Source organism: uncultured Megasphaera sp. (assembly GCF_958350005.1).
Classification (GTDB): Bacteria; Bacillota; Negativicutes; order Veillonellales; family Megasphaeraceae; genus Megasphaera.
In genome coordinates this window covers 1-19,457 of sequence record NZ_CATWFF010000018.1, presented here as the reverse complement: position 1 = coordinate 19,457, position 19,457 = coordinate 1, and the positions used below count along the sequence as shown (strand labels likewise).

At 50.6% G+C, this 19,457-nt stretch carries 16 protein-coding genes; 2 read left to right on the top strand and 14 right to left on the bottom strand.

What is annotated here, in order from left to right; genetic code table 11:
* Window positions 1-189 precede the first annotated feature (189 nt).
* The 7 genes from Q3886_RS02250 to Q3886_RS02220 all read right to left on the bottom strand — a co-directional run bounded on the left by Q3886_RS02250 (window position 190) and on the right by Q3886_RS02220 (window position 9,042).
* The gene (locus Q3886_RS02250; protein ID WP_301859535.1) at window positions 190-1,443 is read right to left on the bottom strand and encodes a pyridoxal phosphate-dependent aminotransferase; all 1,254 of its coding nucleotides are present in this window, start codon (window positions 1,441-1,443) and stop codon (window positions 190-192) included.
* Window positions 1,444-1,599: 156 nt separating this feature from the next.
* Entirely contained in the window at window positions 1,600-3,429 is a 1,830-nt protein-coding gene (gene glmS / locus Q3886_RS02245) for a glutamine--fructose-6-phosphate transaminase (isomerizing) (RefSeq protein ID WP_301859534.1), read from the bottom strand.
* Between the two features lie 279 nt (window positions 3,430-3,708).
* Window positions 3,709-5,064 carry a phosphoglucosamine mutase gene (gene glmM, locus Q3886_RS02240; RefSeq protein WP_301859533.1) on the bottom strand — a complete coding sequence of 452 codons (1,356 nt, stop codon included), beginning with the start codon at window positions 5,062-5,064 and terminating at the stop codon, window positions 3,709-3,711.
* Window positions 5,057-6,667, bottom strand: a complete 1,611-nt coding sequence (locus Q3886_RS02235) for an NAD(P)/FAD-dependent oxidoreductase (RefSeq protein WP_301859532.1) — start codon at window positions 6,665-6,667, stop codon at window positions 5,057-5,059. The genes glmM and Q3886_RS02235 overlap by 8 nt, the downstream gene beginning before the upstream one ends.
* Window positions 6,668-6,683: 16 nt before the next feature.
* Window positions 6,684-7,592: a YbbR-like domain-containing protein gene (locus Q3886_RS02230; protein WP_301859531.1), complete on the bottom strand. Its 909-nt coding sequence runs from the start codon at window positions 7,590-7,592 to the stop codon at window positions 6,684-6,686.
* Between the two features lie 4 nt (window positions 7,593-7,596).
* Window positions 7,597-8,409, bottom strand: coding sequence for a diadenylate cyclase CdaA (cdaA, locus tag Q3886_RS02225; RefSeq protein ID WP_301859536.1), 813 nt, complete (start codon window positions 8,407-8,409; stop codon window positions 7,597-7,599).
* A gap of 144 nt (window positions 8,410-8,553) precedes the next feature.
* Window positions 8,554-9,042 carry an Rrf2 family transcriptional regulator gene (locus Q3886_RS02220; protein WP_301859530.1) on the bottom strand — a complete coding sequence of 163 codons (489 nt, stop codon included), beginning with the start codon at window positions 9,040-9,042 and terminating at the stop codon, window positions 8,554-8,556.
* A 253-nt stretch (window positions 9,043-9,295) separates the two neighbouring features.
* Between Q3886_RS02220 and Q3886_RS02215 the strand changes: the two genes are divergently transcribed.
* Together Q3886_RS02215 and Q3886_RS02210 are read left to right on the top strand one after the other, a co-directional pair.
* Window positions 9,296-9,925: a DUF47 domain-containing protein gene (locus Q3886_RS02215; protein ID WP_301859529.1), complete on the top strand. Its 630-nt coding sequence runs from the start codon at window positions 9,296-9,298 to the stop codon at window positions 9,923-9,925.
* Window positions 9,918-10,907 carry an inorganic phosphate transporter gene (locus Q3886_RS02210; RefSeq protein WP_301859528.1) on the top strand — a complete coding sequence of 330 codons (990 nt, stop codon included), beginning with the start codon at window positions 9,918-9,920 and terminating at the stop codon, window positions 10,905-10,907. Before Q3886_RS02215 ends, Q3886_RS02210 begins: the two co-directional genes overlap by 8 nt.
* A gap of 86 nt (window positions 10,908-10,993) precedes the next feature.
* Here Q3886_RS02210 and tpiA read toward each other — a convergent pair whose 3' ends face one another.
* From tpiA to gap (Q3886_RS02175), 7 genes are all read right to left on the bottom strand, one after another.
* Window positions 10,994-11,755, bottom strand: a complete 762-nt coding sequence (gene tpiA, locus Q3886_RS02205) for a triose-phosphate isomerase (RefSeq protein WP_301859527.1) — start codon at window positions 11,753-11,755, stop codon at window positions 10,994-10,996.
* Between the two features lie 28 nt (window positions 11,756-11,783).
* Window positions 11,784-12,965, bottom strand: coding sequence for a phosphoglycerate kinase (pgk, locus tag Q3886_RS02200; protein ID WP_301859526.1), 1,182 nt, complete (start codon window positions 12,963-12,965; stop codon window positions 11,784-11,786).
* Window positions 12,966-13,063: 98 nt separating this feature from the next.
* A complete protein-coding gene (locus tag Q3886_RS02195; RefSeq protein ID WP_301859525.1) occupies window positions 13,064-14,086 on the bottom strand; it encodes a type I glyceraldehyde-3-phosphate dehydrogenase in 1,023 nt (340 codons plus the stop codon).
* A 17-nt stretch (window positions 14,087-14,103) separates the two neighbouring features.
* On the bottom strand, window positions 14,104-15,129 hold the full coding sequence (locus Q3886_RS02190; protein WP_301859524.1) for a sugar-binding transcriptional regulator: 1,026 nt from the start codon (window positions 15,127-15,129) through the stop codon (window positions 14,104-14,106).
* Between the two features lie 47 nt (window positions 15,130-15,176).
* Window positions 15,177-16,190 (bottom strand): type I glyceraldehyde-3-phosphate dehydrogenase, encoded by a 1,014-nt coding sequence (gene gap / locus Q3886_RS02185; RefSeq protein WP_301859523.1) that lies wholly within the window; start codon window positions 16,188-16,190, stop codon window positions 15,177-15,179.
* A gap of 239 nt (window positions 16,191-16,429) precedes the next feature.
* Complete coding sequence (gene gpmI / locus Q3886_RS02180) at window positions 16,430-17,962, bottom strand: 2,3-bisphosphoglycerate-independent phosphoglycerate mutase (RefSeq protein WP_301859522.1); 1,533 nt, start codon at window positions 17,960-17,962, stop codon at window positions 16,430-16,432.
* Window positions 17,963-18,097: 135 nt separating this feature from the next.
* Entirely contained in the window at window positions 18,098-19,126 is a 1,029-nt protein-coding gene (gene gap / locus Q3886_RS02175) for a type I glyceraldehyde-3-phosphate dehydrogenase (protein ID WP_301859521.1), read from the bottom strand.
* Between the last annotated feature and the right edge of the window lie 331 nt (window positions 19,127-19,457).

Sequence of the window (19,457 nt, the reverse complement as noted above, 5' to 3'; positions counted from 1 at the left end):
GTATAAAAAGATATGATCAGCCGGAATCAGGCCTGATGCAGCCAATCCCTTGGCACTGGCCTTCCCCATATTACCGACACCGCAGATCCCAATCGTAGAAAACATAGTGCATACCCCTTTCTAAATGAACAGGCCGGCATCATCCCCATGTTGTGCCAGCCTGTGTATTTCTATTGTACTATACTCGGCCTACTGCTTTGCTCCCGTTGCTTCCACAGCTGCTTTGATTTTAGCAGCCAGACCGGCAATCTTTTTCTTCGAAACAGAGCATACAGCCAGGCGAATCCCCTTGCCCAGCGGCACGAGGAAGATATGTTCTTTTTCCATGAGGTCACACACCTTCTGCGATCCTTCCATGGGAATGGTAATAAAGAATCCCGACAGATACGGCAGGTACTTCAGGCCGCATTCCTTGGCTTCTTTCATAAACAGGTCCGCCCGTTCCTTAATGAGTTCCAGATATTCTGCCCGTTCGGCATCGAGTTCTGCCACTTTCTTCGGGTCCTTGCAGATATTGACCATGGCCTTCATGGCCGCACTGTTGGAATTGGACCAGGTGGCACGGCTCGTATACTGATTGATGGCTACGAATTCATCGGCAACGTCTTTGCTGGACGTAACGCAGATCATGGCACCCATGCGCTGGCCATACATGGTAAAGCCCTTGCTGCACGTATAGGCTACGACGACGAGGATATTGGACGGCAAATTGCCAAATTTCTTGAAGAACTTGCGGCATTCCTGCTTTTCACCGCTGTAATCCAGATAGGCAACATCGGACACAAGAATGATATTCTTATCTTTGCCGTTGACGACGTCTTTCAGGAAGGCCAGAACGTGATCCCAGTCTTCCGAGGACAGGGCAAATCCCGTCGGATTGTTGGCCGGGGAGTTGATGATAATGACCGTGTTGTACTGTTTGGCCACCATGTCCGTTACATTGGCTTTAAAACTTTCCAGATTAAATTTGCCGTCTGGACCAATCAGTTCAAATTCGCGCAAATGACGGCCATTGTCGGTGCACATGGAATTGTAGGCGCCCCAGTGCCAGTCACTGGTCAGAATATCGTCGCCCCATTCGGAATAGTTGTGAATGACATGATGGAGAACGCCGGAACCGCCGGACGTAGCACAGGCCCGGATATATCCTTCCGGACGGGATTCACCGAAACACTGATCGATGACCGCTTCCAGGTAATCCGGATATCCCTGAATAGGCGCATAGGCCACAATTTCTTTCGGCGTCAAGGCTTTATATGCCTTTTGGACGACGTCCAGCATGACCAGGTTGCCGTCTTCATCCAAAATAGAGCCGACCGTACCGTTAATGACCTTATCGGCTCCCAGCTGTTCTGCCAGCGCCGTTGCCCGGTTATTAGCGCCAAAAATCTTGTCTTCTGCACTCTTCCCTTTAGCCTGGGGTGCAGCAACACTCTTTGTCATAGTAAATCAACTCCCTCTACAAATTACATCTTCATTTATACCACAATCCATACTTTCTGACAATAACAAGAGCCAAAGCCCCCGTATGTATTCAAAATACATCGGCCTGTACACAGCCAAATGAGGAGCCCCGGCGGGGCTCCTCATCATATACCTTTATTCTACAGTAACGCTTTTTGCCAGATTTCTTGGCTTATCGACATCATTGCCGCGGCTTACGGCAATATAATAGGCCAGAAGCTGCAGGGGAATAATAGCCATGACTGAGACAGTAAAGCTGTCTGAAGCCGGCACGGTAATGATCGAGTCCACCGTTTTGGCGACTTCCGTATCCCCTTCCTGCACGACGCCGATGACATAGGCGCCGCGGGCTTTTACTTCCTTAATATTGCTGATCATCTTTTCTTCTACATCTTTCTGTGTAGCCAGGGCAATAACGGGAACGCCGTCTTCAATGAGAGACAGTGTGCCGTGCTTGAGTTCACCGCCGGCATAGGATTCAGCATGAATATAGGAAATTTCCTTCAGTTTCAGGGCCCCTTCCATAGCCAGGCCATAGTCCATGGAACGGCCGATAAAGAACACATCTTCTTTGCCTTTAAAGGACGGGCAAAGGCCTTTAATATCTTCTGCATGGGCAAAAATCTTCTGGCACTGTTCCGGTACGGCTGTCAGATCTTTTAAAATCTGCATTTCCCGTTCCGGCGTCAGGCGGCCGTTTAACCGGCCCATGTAGAGCGCAATGAGCAGGAGCGTAACGAGCTGCGTCGTATAGGCTTTCGTCGAGGCCACGGCAATTTCCGGGCCGGCCCAGGTATATACGACCTGATCGGCTTCGCGGGAAATGGAAGAGCCCACGACGTTGGTAACAGCCAGCGAACGGGCGCCCAGCCGTTTTGCTTCTTTCAGCGCTGCCAGAGTATCAATGGTTTCACCGGACTGACTGATAACGATGCACAAGGTCTTGCTGTCCGTCAGGGGGTTCCGGTAGCGATATTCCGAGGCAATATCCACTTCTACGGGAATGCGGGCCAGTTTTTCAATAAAGTACTTGGCCAGAAGACCGGCGTGATAGGCTGTGCCGCAGGCAGTAATCACGATTTTGCCAATGGAATTGACATCTTCAGCGGTCCACTTCAATTCGTCGAAATGAACCTGAAAGGCCTTTTCATCAATACGGCAGCTAATCGTATCCTTAATGGCTTTAGGCTGTTCATAAATTTCCTTCAGCATGAAATGTTCATAGCCGCCTTTTTCTGCCGCTTTGGCATCCCAGCTGACTTCAAATACTTTTTTGGAAATAGGATTCCCCTGCAGATCTGTTACCCAGACCCGGTCTTTTTCGACGATGGCAATTTCACCGTCATTCATAATATAGGTTTTGCGCGTATAGGCCAGAATAGCCGGAATATCGGAAGCAATATAATTTTCTCCGTCTCCCAGGCCGATAATCAGAGGATTATCCTGTTTGCTGCAGATAATTTTATCCGGTTCAAACTTACACATGAATACGAGCGAATAAGAACCTTTCAGGCGGGCCAGCACACGGCGCACCGTACTGGTAAAATCACCGTCATACATGTCAGCGCACAAATGGGCAACTACTTCCGAGTCCGTTTCCGACTTGAAATGGTACCCTTTCTTCAGCAGTTCGTCTTTCAGTTCCATATAGTTTTCAATAATGCCATTATGGACGATGGCAAAATTGCCTTTTTCATCCGTATGGGGATGAGCATTAATATCGGACGGACCGCCGTGCGTTGCCCAGCGGGTATGACCAATTCCGACTGTGCCGGACACAGGATGTTCCTGCAGTTCCTTGACCAGATTGACCAGACGTCCCTTCTTTTTTCTTACACTGATGACATTGTCATGATACACGGCAATACCTGCCGAATCATAGCCGCGATATTCCAGCTTTGCCAGACCATCCATCAAAAAATCAGCAGCTTCTCTGTTTCCAATATACCCTACGATACCACACATGATAGTGTACCTCCTGGTGTTATAGTACTGCCCGCCAGAATGAATTTGTCCACCCCGTTGCCGCGATGTTTTCCTCATTCTGTAACGACTGAGCTGCCGAGAGGCATCCGCTGATGTATTCGATACTCCTCTTCCTCGTCTGCCCGATTACGTATATCAGGCACTAGCGCTATCCATTTTACGAACGGATTTCCAAACGCCTGCAAAAAAAAGCAGGAATGAAGTCGTCGACAAACTTCATTCCCACATTTTAATATATTTTACCGTATTGGTCAATACTTATTTCGACGGCCCCATTTCATGTTCTACAATGGCGGCAATGTCATCGACAATGCGCTGCAGCTGTTCCAGGTCCGGCCCTTCGGCCATGACGCGGATCAGCGGTTCCGTACCGGACGGGCGGACAAGAATCCGGCCTTCATCGCCCAGTTCGGCTTCACCGGCGGCAATAGCTGCCATAATCAGCGTATTGTCTTCCCATCCCGATTTGGTCTGAACGCGGACGTTCTTCAAAATCTGGGGATAGCGGGTCATGAGAGCGGCCAGTTCCGACAGGGGCTTGCCGCGCTGCTTCATAATGCTGAGCAGCTGTACGGCCGTAAGCAGGCCGTCACCAGTCGTATTATAATCGAGGAAAATAATATGACCGGACTGTTCCCCGCCGAGGCAGTAGCCGTCTTTGCGCATTTTTTCCAGTACATACCGGTCGCCTACAGCCGTGACTTCCGACTGGCAGCCAAACTGTTTCAGCGCCTTGTGGAAGCCAATATTGCTCATGACCGTACCGACGACAGTATTCTGCTTCAGCCGTCCTTCTTCTTTCAGTTTCAGGGCACACAGGAGCATAATCTGGTCGCCGTCCATGTCATTTCCCTTTTCATCAACAGCCAGGCAGCGGTCTGCATCGCCGTCATTGGCAATGCCTACGTCTGCTCCATATTCCAGTACGGCCTGCTTCAGGCTTTCCAAATGGGTAGACCCGCAGTTATCATTAATATTCACGCCGTTTGGTTCGTTATGAATAGCAATAACTTCTGCGCCGAGACGGCGGAAAACATCCGGACCAATGAAGGATGCAGAGCCATTGGCCGAATCATGGACCACTTTAAGTCCTGTCAGATCGACCTGCGTCGATTTCACGATAAAATCGGCATATTCTTTCTGCAGATCATTCCATTCGGAAATGGTGCCGATGCCGGCTCCCGTAGGTCTGCTCTGCAGGCCTGCCCGTTCGTCTTTCATCATGTATTCTTCAATTTTGTCTTCCATTTCATCAGGAAGCTTGTAGCCGTAGCCGTCAAAGAATTTAATGCCGTTATATTCAAAGGGATTATGAGATGCCGAAATCATGACACCTGCATCCATATGATGGATTCTTGTCAGGTACGCAATCGCCGGAGTGGGAATGACGCCGGCCATGTAGCAGTCACCGCCGGCTGAAGCAATGCCTGCAGCCAGAATATCAGCCAGCATCGTACCGGACCGCCGCGTATCACGGCCAATGAGGAAGGTGGGATGTTCTTTATCCTGTCCAAAAATGCAGGCCGCAGCCCGTCCCAAATGATATGCCAACTCCGGTGTGAGCGAGTCGTTTGCCACGCCCCGCACGCCATCTGTACCAAACAATCTAGCCATTTACGTTACCTCCAAAGGTCTGATATTTGCCAATAATCTGATTTGCCGTTTCCAGTCCGTCTAAAAAGGCGCTCATAATGCCGCCGGCATACCCGGCGCCTTCACCAACAGGATAGAGTCCCGGTGTCCCCGCTGCCATCCGGTCTTCACCGCGGACGATGCGCACAGGCGCACTGGTCCGCGTTTCAACGCCGGTCATGACGGCACCGTCGCTGTCAAAGCCATGAATGCGGCGGCCAAAATAGGGAATTGCCTGTTCCAGGGTAGCCGTCACAAAAGGCGGCAGGACCTGATGCAGATCGGTCCAGGTCACGCCTGGCCGATAGGTATGAACAGAAGGGCTGGCTGCAGGACTGCGTCCCAGAAAGGAGCCTACAGTCTGCGCAGGCGCACAGTACGAGCTGCCGCCGGCCTGAAAGGCCAGTTCTTCATAGCGGCGCTGAAAGGCAATGCCTGCCAGCGGACTGTCGCCGCCCATATCTTCTGCCGTCACGTTGACTACGATGGCACTGTTGGCCACCCCGCTGTCCCGGTGGTACAGGCTCATTCCGTTCGTTACAACCCGGCCTGCTTCTGACGCCGCAGCGACGACGGTGCCGCCGGGGCACATGCAGAAGGAATAGCAGGACCGCCCTTCCGGACTGTGGTATACGAGAGCATACGATGCCGGGTCCAGTCCCAGTTCTGCCGCAGGATAGCCATATTGCGACCGGTCGATCAGTTCCTGGCTGTGTTCGATTCGTACGCCCACGGCAAAAGGCTTCTTTTCCAGCAGCACCCCTGTATCATGGAGCATGTAGTACGTATCCCGCGCACTGTGTCCAATTCCCATGATGACGACGTCTGTCTCATATTCATCCGTTCCGTTTACGACAACGGAGTGAATACGGCCCTGGACATCCCGCTTCACGGCAGTGACACAGTGTTTAAACAAAACCGTTCCACCTGCTAATTCTATCATATGACGGATATTTTTTACAACGTTTCGTAAAATATCCGTGCCCACATGAGGATTATAGGCATAGAGAATCTCTTCCGGCGCACCGGCTTCCACCAGTATTTCCAGTATATGCCGCAGCAGGGGATGGTTGACCCGCGTCGTCAGTTTGCCGTCTGAAAACGTGCCGGCCCCGCCTTCGCCAAACTGGACATTGGACTCTGGCCGGAAAGGCCCTCCCTGCCAGAATTCTTCTACATGCCGGCTTCGCGTATCGACGTCGCAGCCCCGTTCAAATACCAGAGGCCGGTAGCCGCTGCGGGCCAGTGCCAGAGCTGCTGCCAGCCCGGACGGCCCCGTACCGATTACAACAGGGCGATGGCGCAGGACAGCCGTACCTGGCACAGGCGGCGTATACACCACTTCTTCCAGACGGCGTATATCCTTGTTGTCGTGACAGCGTTTCCATATACGGTCTTCATTCTGCAGGGATACATCGACAGTAAACACCAGATAAATCCGCGGCTTTTTCCGCGCATCTACAGAACGGCGCACGATGAGGAGCCGATGGATGTCGTCAGGACGGCACCGCAGTTTCTTGGCAGCAAGCTGCTCCAGCGACTTTTTCATCGGCACAGCTGTCCGGATATTCAGTATTCTAATCACGCAACTCTCTCCTTCGTCATGGCCGGTCTACATGAACCGTAACATCTACGGCATTCGGTTCAAATACAATTCCATTTACCGGCGGAATGATCATCTTCCAGTCCTTATCCTGATCCAGGCCGGTTACATCCAGAGCAGGCAAATCGATGCGGGACAGATTTTTCAGTATATTCGCATCGCCTTTGGCCGTAACCGTGGCCGGACTGACAGTGACGGCAGAAACGGATACGGCCGGATCGCCATTGGTCTGCGCATGGACAGGTACTTCTTTTACGGCGCCATTGCGGCCAATTGCCACGCGGACGTTGCTCTGCCACGGCGTCATTTCCAGTCCTTCTACACGGGAACCATCAGCAGCGAGCAGGCGAATGGGCGTCATGAGCGAGAAATCTTCTGTCTTGTCGCCGACAGGAATTTCCACTACAGCCTGTTCGACCTGCTGAATCAGGCGGCGGGCACCGCTGACAACGACTTTTTCCGGCACCATTTTCAAACTGCTGACAAAGGTATCGTCTTCCATGCGTCCCGTCAAATTCGGAGTCAAGACGAATTCCTGCACCGTATACACATCGACCATGATCTTTGCAGTGGCAATACTCTGCTTTTTCAATTCCGTTCCCGTCGGGATTTCCACATGAACGGGCACATCCATTTCCCCTTCCTGGGCATCGGACAAATCGATGTAAGCCTTAATCGTAGATGGGTCTACGTTGATGATCGTGTTGCGCGGCCCCGACAGGCGGACGTACACCGTTTTAGGCACATTGGACGTAATGAACTGCGAATCCAGATTTTCCACGACTACAGGAACGGTGTAACTGCCTTCGCTCTGAGGATTCTGTTCATTAATAATAAAAAACCATAATACAATTGCCAATATGAGGCAGATAAGCTTCAACTGCCATTTCTTATCCAGCTTGTTCATTATCTTATGGCCTCCATTTTAAAATATTGGCCAGTCCCTGAGGCGTTTTGTTCAGGAAGGTCATGAGAATATTCCGCAGGGCTGTTCCGTCCAGGTGGCGATAAATATGACCGCCATAGGTATAGGAAATGGAGCCCGTTTCTTCGCTGACAACGACGACGACTGCATCGGCAAGTTCACTGATGCCAATGGCTGCCCGGTGACGGGTCCCCAGCTCCGTAGACAGGGACCGGTCCGACGTAAGCGGCAGGAGACAGCCGGCAGCCATGATCCGGTTTTCCCGAATAATGACGGCGCCGTCGTGCAGAGGCGTATTGGGAATAAAGATATTTCCCAGCAATTCCCGCGATACAATGCCATCAATGGCTACACCTGTATCGATATAGTCATTCAATCCTACATCCCGTTCAAACACAATGAGCGCTCCCGTATGGGTTTTGGACATCGATTCCGATATGGCAACGACTTCGTCAACCAGATGTTCCAGCTCTTCCATGTTAATGACGTGACCGGAACGAAAGAAACGGCCGCGGCCAATTTGTTCCAGAGCCCGCCGCAGTTCCGGCTGGAATACGACTGGCAGGGCGACCAGAATGACGGTCATGCCCTGCTGCAGCATCCAGTTTACGACGTGCAGATCCAGTACCCGGCTGATTACTGTCACGATGCCCAGGATGATCAGGCCTTTTACCAGGGCTACGGCCCGGGTATTGCGGATTAAGACAAACAACTTATACAGCACAAAGGCTACGAGAAGGATATCTAATATGTCAAGCAGCCGAAAGCTGCTGATAAATCCCTGAATAGGCAAATACATCATACGCATTTCTCCAAAAAAATATAAAATACCCAGTAAACAGACTTATTGTACACTATTTTTCCATGAAAATAAAGACGGCCTGCAGGCCAATACATACAGAAAAGCGGCGCAACATGATATTGCACCGCTTCTGCATCGCCCTTACTGGGCAGATGACGCTGTCTGCGCCGGCTGGCCGGCTGCCTGCTGCTGCTCAAGCTCATGAATGGTCTTCAGCTTTTCTTCCTGTTCAGCCAGATCAGCAAAATTAATGGATTTTAATTTATTCGCCAGTTCCATCTGGATTTCCGAGAACGCCGCATAAATAGAACACATGCCGCTGCAGCCCCGGGAACAAGATCCCAGATCATGAAGGCAGCGCTGCAGCTCTGTCTGCCCTTCTACGGCTTCAATCACATCGAACAGCGTAATATCTCTGGGGGAACGCTGCAGTGCAAACCCGCCATCGACCCCGCGGTATGACTTCATAATACCTGCTGCAGTAAGACTGCGCATGATTTTCAGCAAAAACCGTTCGGGAATATTCTGCTTCGCCGCCAATACGGACCCTGTGATTTTCGTTCCTTCCGGCATTGCTGCCAGATACAGCACCATCCGGAAAGCATAGTCTGTGGCCTGGTTTAGTCTCATTTGAATACATCCCTCCTTACTATTGTATGTGCTTATTATACAATAAATTACCAAAAAAGTGTAGTTTTGCCATAAATTTGTTATGAATTTTAGATACCCTGCCTGTATGCCTCTATTTTGACCAGATAGCAACAGACAATAGAATAATGACCCGGCCTATGGTATAATGCTGTATAGCATACTATTGTAAAAAGTGTATGCATTATTTCGTAAAGTATATGTAAAAGTCATTGTACAAGGAGATCTGATACGTATGGCATTTCATTTGAAGCCCAAGGAAGAAAAGTTTTTTGCACTACTGGATCAGCATGCCGAACTGTGCTATAAAGCGGCAGAGCTGCTGCGCCAGGCCATGCATGGCGAAATCCCCAAAGAAGAAGCGCTGGAAAAAATTGATGCCGCTGCTGATGAAGCAGATACGCTTGTCATGGAAACGATGAAACGTCTGCAGAAGACCTTTATTACCCCTTTCGACCGGGAAGACATTCAGCAGCTCATTGACCAGCTGGATACGGCTATTGACAGCATCAGCGATATTATGGACAAAATGTGCATGTATCAGATCGGACAGGCTTCAGACGGAGCCAGGGAAATGACGGAAATTACGGCCAAGGCCATGAAGGAAATTCGCAAGTCCATTGGCTATATGAAAGATTTGAAAAAAAATTATCTGAAAGTGGAAGCACGAAGCAAAAAAGTACTGAAACTGGAACAGGAATGCGACATGCTGTATCATCAGGAAATGGCCAAGCTTTTTACGCAGTGCAGCGATCCTATTGAAATCATCAAATGGAAAGAAGTACTGCAGTCCGTAGAAGATATTACAGACGAATGTGAAGACCTGGTAATTACATTCAGAAAGGTAGTACTGAAATATGCCTGAGCATTGGTTAATATGGACGATTGTACTTCTTGCCGTGTTGTTTGATTATATTAACGGCTTTCACGATACGGCCAACGCCATTGCTACGAGCGTATCGACCCGAGCCATTTCACCGCGTCACGCCGTCATGATGGCTGCCGTACTGAATTTCGCCGGCGCCATGGTCAGTACAGGCGTGGCCAAAACCATTGGCGGCGACCTGGTCCTGGACCCGGCAGAGATCAGCCTGGAAGTCATTGTGGCTGCTCTCATCGGCTCCATTATCTGGAATATCCTTACCTGGTATTACCGCATTCCCAGCAGTTCCTCCCATTCCCTGATCGGCGGCGTTATCGGCGCCGTATCCATCAGCGTCGGCCCGGCAGCCCTGGATATGACAGGTATCGAAAAAATTATTTTATCCCTCGTCCTGTCGCCGGTCGTGGCCCTGATTGTAGGCTATTTTGTCATGATCGGCCTCCTGTGGATTGTCCGCAATTATTCTCCCCTCGTCATGAATCAGAAATTCCGGAGAATGCAGCTCCTGTCTGCCAGTCTCATGGCCTTTTCTCACGGCTCCAACGACGCGCAGAAAGCGATGGGCATTATCGCCCTGGCCCTGCTGAGCGGCGGATATATTGAAACCATGGAAATCCCCATTTGGGTCAAACTGGCCTGTGCTACCTCTATGGCCCTGGGAACGTCTGCCGGCGGCTGGCGCATTATTTCGACTATGGGCACGAAGATCTTCAAAATGGAATCGATCAACGGCTTTGCAGCCGATCTGAACTCGTCACTGGTTATCTTTACAGCCACATTCCTCCATCTTCCCGTCAGTACGACTCACGTCGTATCGGGCTCCATCATGGGTGTGGGCTCAGCCGAACGGGTACGGGCCGTCCACTGGGGCGTCGCCCGGAGCATGCTCATTGCCTGGTGCGTCACCATTCCTATCAGTGCCGCCATGTCGGCCGTCATTTTCCTGATTATTGACGCCTTATAAGCAGTATATCATCTATACCCTCATACGAAAAAACCTGACAGCCATTCGCTGCCAGGTTTTTTCGTATTCTTCTTACACCGTACTGTCTATTTAACGACAGCTCCGTTGATGATTGCCATAAAGTCATCGGCTTTCAGGCTGGCCCCGCCGACGAGACCGCCGTCAATGTCGGCTGAGGCCGTAAGTTCTGCCACATTGCTGCCCTTGACGCTGCCGCCATAGAGGATAGAAACAGCCTGAGCCGTCGCTTCCGTATACAGCGATGCCAGTTTCCGGCGAATAAGGGCACATACTTCCTGAGCCTGTGCGGCCGTAGCCGTCTTACCTGTACCAATGGCCCAGATCGGTTCATAGGCAATAATGACCTTTTCGGCATCGGCTGCACTGATGCCGGACAGAGCCTGTTCAATCTGCCCTTCAATCCAGGACTGCATGACGCCGGCTTCCCGCTGTTCCAGCGTTTCGCCGCAGCAGAGGATTGGTGTCAGGCCATGGCTCAGGGCAGACTTTACCTTTTTATTGACCGTTTCGTCTGTTTCGTTAAAATATGCCCGCCGTTCGGAATGGCCAATAATGACGTGCGTCACGCCGATATCTGTCAGCATGGCCGGCGACACTTCGCCCGTATAGGCGCCGTGGTCTTCCCAGTGCATATTCTGCGCCGCTATATGAACAGGCGAATCTTTAGCCAGCTCTACGGCCTGAGGCAAATAGGGAAATACGGGAGCAATGATAATTTCCGGTTTTACATCCGGAGAAATGCGCTGTACCAGACTGGTTACAGTAATCGTTACATCCTGTCCAAGGTGGTTCATTTTCCAGTTTCCTGCAATAATCGTTTTTCTCATCCTGTGTCTCCTGTTCAGTATAGATTCGTTATTTATCACTCAGTGCGACTACGCCGGGAAGCTGTTTCCCTTCCAGATATTCCAGGGATGCGCCGCCGCCTGTAGAAATATGGGTAATCTTATCGGCAAGACCGGTCTTATTGACAGCCGATACGGAATCGCCGCCGCCGACAATGGACACAGCCTGTGAATCGGCTACGGCTTTGGCTACGGCTTCCGTTCCTTTGGCATAGTTTTCCATTTCGAAAACGCCCATAGGACCATTCCACACAATCAGTTTCATCGGTGCCAGTTCGGCGGCAAACAGGGCCTGCGTTTTCGTACCCACATCCAGAATCATCCAGTCTGCCGGCACCTGGTCTACAGGGACGACCTTGTGTTCCGCATCATTGGCAAAAGCTGCGGCCACGACGACATCAACAGGAAGGAGCAGTTTCGTCTTTTCTTTGGCTGCCTGGGCAATCAGCTCCCTGGCCAGGTCGATTTTATCTGTTTCTACCAGGGATTTTCCAATGCCGTATCCCTGAGCGGCCAGGAAGGTATTGGCCATACCGCCGCCAATAATCATGAGATCTACTTTGGGCAGCAAATTGGAAATGACTTCAATCTTGTCAGATACTTTGGCACCGCCGATGATGGCCGCAAAAGGATGGGCCGGATGATCGACAGCACCGCCGATAAAGCGGATTTCCTTTTCCAGCAGGAACCCGGCCGCCATGGGGAGATACTTGGCAATGCCGGCAACCGATGCATGAGCCCGATGGCAGCAGCCAAAGGCATCATTGATGCCGACTTCTGCCAGAGACGCCAGCTGCTGCGAAAAGGCAGGATCGTTCTTTTCTTCTTCTTTATGATACCGCAGATTTTCCAGAAGCAGTACGTCTCCCGGCTGCAGGGCCTTGGCCATGGCCGTCGTTTCCGGGCCGATGCAGTCCGGCGCAAATTGTACAGGCCGTCCCAGCAGTTCGGACAGGCGTTCTGCCACCGGCTTCAGCGAATACTTCGGTACGACTGCTCCCTTGGGCCGGCCGAGATGACTGGCCAGAATGACTGCGGCGTGATGTTCCAGCAAATACTGAATCGTCGGCAGCGTTTTCCGGATGCGCGTATCATCTGTAATCCGTCCGTTTTCATCCAACGGGACGTTAAAATCGGCACGTACAAAGACACGTTTGTTATCTACGGCTACGTCGGTAATCATTTTTTTCATGAAAAATCCTCCTCTGCATAGTTCCGCGGGACTGCCTGGTCAATTACGACAGATCAGACGGCATCACCTGGCTGCACTTCCTGGCAGCACCATGAATCTTATAATCCTTTTTTGACCAGGAATTTAACGAGGTCGACAATACGGCGGGCATAGCCCCATTCGTTGTCGTACCACGAAACGATTTTGACCATGCCGCCGTCCATGACCATATTCAGGGGAATATCGACAGTCGTCGTATGTTCATTGCCCCGGTAGTCAACGGACACGAGTTCATCATCGTTCGTATCGATAATGCCGGCATAGGCACCGGCTGCAGCTTCGCGGAATGTATTGTTCAGTTCATCCAGCGTAATATCTTCTTTATTCAGTTCCAGGACAATATCAATAATTGATACGTCCGGTGTCGGCACGCGGACAGCACGGCAGTTCAGCCGGCCTTCAAAAATCGGCAGTACTTTGGTAATCGCTTCGGCTGCACCGGTTGTGGTCGGAATAATCGACATGCCTGCTGCCCGGGCCCGCCGCAGATCCCGGTGAGATACGTCCAGGATTTTCTGGTCTGTCGTATAGGAGTGAACAGACGTCGTCATGCCCCGTTTTACGCCATACGTATCATTCATCAGTTTCAGAATCGCTGCCAGGCCGCACGTTGTGCACGATGCGCCGGAAATGACACGATGCTTTTTGGGATCGTATGCATCTTCGTTGACGCCTAAAACGACGGTAACATCGTCAATCGTAGACGGCGACGTAATGATGACTTTCTTAATGCCTCCGTCCAGCGGCAGCCGGGACTGTGAGGACTTGCGGATACGGCCGGGATACTTCCCGGACGATTCGATCAGAATGTCCACACCATAGGCATCCCAGTCTACCTGTTTGACATCATGTTCCTGAAAGAGGGGATATTTTTTCCCGTCTACAATAATATTGGCATCATCATAGGACACATCATTGGGCATAATCCCATAAATGCTGTCATACTTCAGCAAATGGGACATCTGCTTCGGCGTGCCAATATCATTAATAGCCACTACTTCTATTTCGTCCTGAAAGCGCTGTGCAATTTTGAAAAAGCTTCTGCCAATTCGTCCAAACCCGTCAATACCAACTTTTACCATGTATAACACCCTTTCTATTAGATAAGCTTCATCATTTGTTCCGCCGCTCCTTCATCTGTTACGAGGGTGCCTGTACGGCAGGTCCGCATGACGGACAAAATCGCTTCCGCCTTGCTGCTCCCGCCGGCTACGGCAATTACATGTGGGTGTTTCTTTATATCTTTTAAGGCAATGCCTATATTACTGGTTCCATACAGTACGCGGCCATCAATGCTGCAGTATGACCCCAGCGATTCGCCGCGGGCTCCCAGTGCCTGCAGCGTATGCTGCTGATGGCTGTTCATGCCCCGTTTTCGGGCCATCCGGTCAGCCCTGCCAATACCGAACAGGACCACCTGAGCCTGCGCCGTCAGAGCCACATTTTCTCTGGCCTGGCAGTCTGATTCGTACATCAGCCGAAGAGCCGACTCGCTCAGCCCTTCAGGAAGATGGATCATCCGATAGGAACTGTTCGTTTTTACGGCAATATTGGCAGCAATATAATTGGCCTGAAATTCGACATGATTTCCCATACTGCCGCGAGCCGGCAGAATAGTCGTATCCGGAGCGCTGCACTCCGGCAGCATCCTGGCAATTTCAGCCATTGTCGAGCCGCCGCTGATAGCCACGATTCGCACCTGCGGCAGCAAATCGCTCAGCAGGAGCGCACCTTTTCGTCCCAACTCTTCCTTGGCCGTCTTATCGCGATCGCTGTCACCGGGAACGATATACACCTGCTTCAGTCCCAGAGCCTGGCGAATCTGCCGTTCCATATCATCCAGATTATTCAGCTGCAGGAAACATTCCAGTAAATCAGGCATCATTTTCTTTCCTTCCGGCTCGAGAGAAATGCCCATCGTCGAAAACCGGACCATACCGCTGCGCCGCAGCACATCCACATGAGAGCGTACCACCCGTTCAGATAATCCCGACAGGCTGGCCAGCGTGCGCCGGCCTACCGGTTCTGCATCGGCAATATGACGCAGCAGCAAATACCGTTCTTTTATTGTCCCCATCACGTCGGGAGCAATTTTCTGAAAGATACGGAGTGTATCTTGTTTCATTTTTACCTCCTACATGCCGCCTGTCACATTCGCCGAGTACGTACGGCTTAGTATCCCTGAGATGCGATATACGACGCCAAATCGTTGACGCGAAGCGAATATCCCCATTCATTGTCATACCAGGCAACAACCTTGATCATGTCGCCTTCTACGACCTGCGTATCCAGCGAGTCCACAATCGAGCTGTGGGGATCACTGATATAGTCCGAGGAAACCGTAGGCGCTGTTGAATAGGCCAGAATTCCCTTCATCGGCCCTTCTGCCCATTTTTTCAGGGCTTCATTAATTTCTTCTTTCGTAACTTTCCGCTTGAGCACTGCTACCAGATCCGTCATGGATACATTGGGCGTAGGAACGCGCAGCGCCATGCCGGTAAATTTGCCTTTCAATTCCGGAAGTACCAGAGCAACGGCTTTGGCAGCTCCGGTAGACGTCGGAATAATCGACTGGGTAGCACAGCGGGCACGGCGCAGATCTTTATGAACGCCGTCAACCAGCTGCTGGTCATTCGTATAGGAATGAACCGTTGTCATCATGCCGCGGACAATGCCAAACTCCCGGGACAATACCTTGGCCACCGGAGCTAGGCAGTTGGTCGTGCAGGACCCATTGGAAATAATGTGATGATGGGCAGGGTCATAGGTTTCTTCATTGACTCCCATGACGATCGTCTTATCGACATTTTTGCCCGGTGCCGTAATGATGACTTTCTTAGCACCATCAGCCAGATGTTTGGCTGCCGATTCGCGATCACGGAATTTCCCTGTCGATTCGACGACAATATCGACGCCCATCTGCTTCCAGGGAATATTTTCCGGTTCCGTTTCATTCGTAACGGGAATATACTTCCCGTCCACAACCAGAGCCTGCTTATCTACATCAAAGGAAACATCGTGATCCCATGTACCGTGTACGGTATCAAACTTCAGCAAATCTGCCATAACCGGACCGATAGATCGATTGTTGACAGCTGCAATTTCTACTTCCGGATGAAGCAAAGACGTACGGAACGTACATCTGCCAATTCTGCCAAAACCGCTAATGCCAATTTTTACTGTCATTGCCTTTCCTCCTCATCACACCTTGCCCTGCCCGATGCCGCTGCAGGACATACGACTACAGTATGTTCATACATAATCCATCATTAGTATACTCTTATTTCCATATCTTGTAAACTTATTCAAGGGTAATGGCTCGTATTATGTGATTCGTATTGGCAATTTTCTCGCATATGCTCTCTAAATAGCATACACTATTTCAATGGCATCCATAGGTCTTACAGAACGAAAAATGATGCTGCTTATTTTTCAGACGGCTGGAGCAGGCATTTGCCGGTCATATCGGCAGGAATATCCATGCCGGCCAGCGTCAGCAGCGTAGGCGCCACATCGGCCAGGATGCCGTCAGACAGGGTATCCTGTTTATGTTCTTCACTGACCAGAATGCACGGCACGTGGTTGGTCGTATGGGCTGTGTAGGGAGAGCCTGTGGTGGGATCGGTCATCTGTTCGGCATTCCCGTGATCGGCAATAATCAGCAGCTGGCCGTCTACGGTGCGAAGGGCATCTACAATAGCGCCAATGCAGGAGTCGACCGTTTCCACTGCCTTGACAGCTGCGGAAAAGACGCCTGTATGTCCTACCATATCGGCATTGGCAAAATTCAGCATAATCATGTCGTACTTAGCGGCCTTAATCTGGGCAATGACTTTCTCCGTAACAACAGGAGCATTCATTTCCGGCTGCAAATCGTAGGTCGCCACTTTCGGCGACGGCACGAGAATACGGTCTTCCCCAATGTTCGGTGTTTCTTCTCCGCCATTGAAAAAATACGTAACATGGGCATATTTTTCTGTTTCTGCAATACGAAGCTGCGTTTTTCCTGCCTTGGCCAGCACTTCGCCCAGCGTATTGGGAATCCGTTCTTTATCGTATACGACGTGAACAGGCAGATCATCTTCGTACCGGGTCATAGTTGCAAAATATAGGGATAATTTTTTAGGCCGTGCAAAGCCGTCAAAGGAATCGCTGACAAATGCCGTTGTCAGCTGCCGCGCCCGATCGGGACGGAAGTTAAAGAAAATGACGCTGTCGCCGTCTGCAACGGGATGATGGTGAATTACTGTAGGAACGACAAATTCATCAGACACATCGGCGGCATAGGACTGTTTCAGGCACGTCTGGGCATCTGGTGCTTCCGGCCCTTCCCCCAGAGCAATGGCATCATAGGCTTTCTGTACCCGTTCCCACCGCTTATCCCGATCCATGGCATAATAGCGGCCGCTGATCGTGGCAATTTCCCCTGTGCCCAGTTTGGCACACATGTCCTCCAGTTCCTGCAAATAGGCGCCGGCACTGCGGGGCAGCACATCGCGGCCATCAAGGAAGGCATGAATATATACCTTTTTCAGACCATGCTGCCGGGCCATTTCCAGCAGGCCAAACAGGTGCTGTTCACTGCTGTGCACCCCGCCGGGAGATACGAGTCCCAGCAAATGCAGGGCCGTGCCGCGGCGTTTGGCATTTTCCATGGCTTCTACCAAAACCGGCTTCTGAAAGAAAGAGCCATTCTTAATATCACGGGTAATTTTCGTCAATGCCTGGTATACAATACGGCCGGCACCGATGTTGAGGTGTCCTACTTCAGAATTGCCGATCTGTCCGTCCGGAAGGCCTACATCTTCGCCAGATGCACCTAAATAGGAATGGGGATATTCCTTCCACAATTCCGGCAGTACATGGAGATTGGCCTGGGCAACGGCATTTCCTTCTTTTCTGTTGCTGCAGCCAAATCCATCCATAATAATCAGCATAATCGGTTTCTTTTTTATCATTGCACATTCTCCTTATATTGAGGAATCAGTCGGGATGAAAAAAGGCCAGGACTTTCATCCCAGCCTTCTTTATTGTACCCCTATGCACACCGGATTGGCAACGAAATATTCCGGAAAATACAGAATTATTCCCAATTAGTGCGCACTATTGTATGTGTTCATCGTGGCAATGAGGTCCAGTACTCTGTGAGAATAGCCAATTTCGTTGTCATACCACGATACGACTTTGACAAACGTATCCGTTAAGGCAATCCCCGCTTTGGCGTCAAAAATCGACGACAAGGGGCAGCCCAGGAAGTCGGACGAAACAACGGCATCTTCCGTATATCCCAGAACGCCTTTTAATTCGCCTTCTGAAGCCTTTTTCATGGCTGCACAGATTTCGTCATACGAAGCCGGCTTAGCCAGATTGACCGTCAGGTCCACAACAGAAACGTCCAATGTAGGCACGCGCATGGACATGCCTGTCAGCTTTCCGTTCAGTGTCGGAATAACCTTGCCAACGGCTTTGGCTGCGCCCGTCGAAGAGGGAATAATATTGCCCGCTGCCGCACGGCCGCCGCGCCAGTCTTTCATGGACGGACCATCTACGGTTTTCTGCGTTGCCGTCGTGGAATGAACGGTCGTCATCAGGCCGTCCTGAATGCCAAAGACATCATTCAGCACTTTGGCAACCGGTGCCAGGCAGTTCGTCGTGCAGGACGCATTGGAAACGATAGTCTGTCCTTTGTATGTATCCGTATTGACGCCGCATACAAACATATCAGCCTGCCGGCCATCGGCACCCTGTTTGGACGGAGCCGAAAGGACGACGTATTTTGCGCCGGCCTGAAGATGTTTTTCTGCCAAATCCATGGTAAGGAACCGGCCCGTTGATTCGACGACATATTCAGCGCCCACTTCATCCCACTTCAGCGCTGCCGGATCTTTTTCTGCCGTAACGCGAATAGCCTTGCCATTGACAATAAGGCGGCTGTTTTCAACATCTGCTTCTACAGTCCCGTCAAACCGGCCATGCATCGTATCGTATTTAAGCATATATGCCATATAATCTACAGGGCATAAGTCATTAATACCTACGATTTCAATGTCATCACGAGTCTGGGCAGCACGAAAAACGAAACGTCCAATACGGCCAAAACCGTTAATCCCTACTTTAATCATGTCGATGCACTCCTTTGTACGTATAAAAAATATTCGTTACGATGAAACGATATGGTTATTTCTGTCTCTTACACCCTTAGTATGCCATATTGGGTACATTTTTGCAATGGTATGGTCATTTTTTGTCCCAATAAGATAGCTTCATCTGTTTCACTGTTTCTCTATATATTATATGAACATGATGTATAAAAATCGTCAGTTCTTCGTAACAAAACGGTAATAGTCAGGAATAATTTGATATTGTCAGGTGCACAAGAGTATGCTATACTATATAAAATCCATGGGGATGTAAAGGTTTCGACGTGGATGGTTGTATCATGAATAGCGAGCC

What these genes read in the sequence shown, in the direction of transcription:
- pgk (WP_301859526.1), bottom strand. Translation starts at nt 12,965, where the DNA reads ATGAAAAAAATGATTACCGACGTAGCCGTAGATAACAAACGTGTCTTT.
- tpiA (WP_301859527.1), bottom strand. Translation starts at nt 11,755, where the DNA reads ATGAGAAAAACGATTATTGCAGGAAACTGGAAAATGAACCACCTTGGA.
- Q3886_RS02250 (WP_301859535.1), bottom strand. Translation starts at nt 1,443, where the DNA reads ATGACAAAGAGTGTTGCTGCACCCCAGGCTAAAGGGAAGAGTGCAGAA.
- cdaA (WP_301859536.1), bottom strand. Translation starts at nt 8,409, where the DNA reads ATGTATTTGCCTATTCAGGGATTTATCAGCAGCTTTCGGCTGCTTGAC.
- gap (WP_301859521.1), bottom strand. Translation starts at nt 19,126, where the DNA reads ATGATTAAAGTAGGGATTAACGGTTTTGGCCGTATTGGACGTTTCGTT.
- Q3886_RS02190 (WP_301859524.1), bottom strand. Translation starts at nt 15,129, where the DNA reads ATGAAACAAGATACACTCCGTATCTTTCAGAAAATTGCTCCCGACGTG.
- gap (WP_301859523.1), bottom strand. Translation starts at nt 16,190, where the DNA reads ATGACAGTAAAAATTGGCATTAGCGGTTTTGGCAGAATTGGCAGATGT.
- Q3886_RS02210 (WP_301859528.1), top strand. Translation starts at nt 9,918, where the DNA reads ATGCCTGAGCATTGGTTAATATGGACGATTGTACTTCTTGCCGTGTTG.
- Q3886_RS02215 (WP_301859529.1), top strand. Translation starts at nt 9,296, where the DNA reads ATGGCATTTCATTTGAAGCCCAAGGAAGAAAAGTTTTTTGCACTACTG.
- Q3886_RS02195 (WP_301859525.1), bottom strand. Translation starts at nt 14,086, where the DNA reads ATGGTAAAAGTTGGTATTGACGGGTTTGGACGAATTGGCAGAAGCTTT.
- glmS (WP_301859534.1), bottom strand. Translation starts at nt 3,429, where the DNA reads ATGTGTGGTATCGTAGGGTATATTGGAAACAGAGAAGCTGCTGATTTT.
- Q3886_RS02220 (WP_301859530.1), bottom strand. Translation starts at nt 9,042, where the DNA reads ATGAGACTAAACCAGGCCACAGACTATGCTTTCCGGATGGTGCTGTAT.
- Q3886_RS02230 (WP_301859531.1), bottom strand. Translation starts at nt 7,592, where the DNA reads ATGAACAAGCTGGATAAGAAATGGCAGTTGAAGCTTATCTGCCTCATA.
- gpmI (WP_301859522.1), bottom strand. Translation starts at nt 17,962, where the DNA reads ATGATAAAAAAGAAACCGATTATGCTGATTATTATGGATGGATTTGGC.
- glmM (WP_301859533.1), bottom strand. Translation starts at nt 5,064, where the DNA reads ATGGCTAGATTGTTTGGTACAGATGGCGTGCGGGGCGTGGCAAACGAC.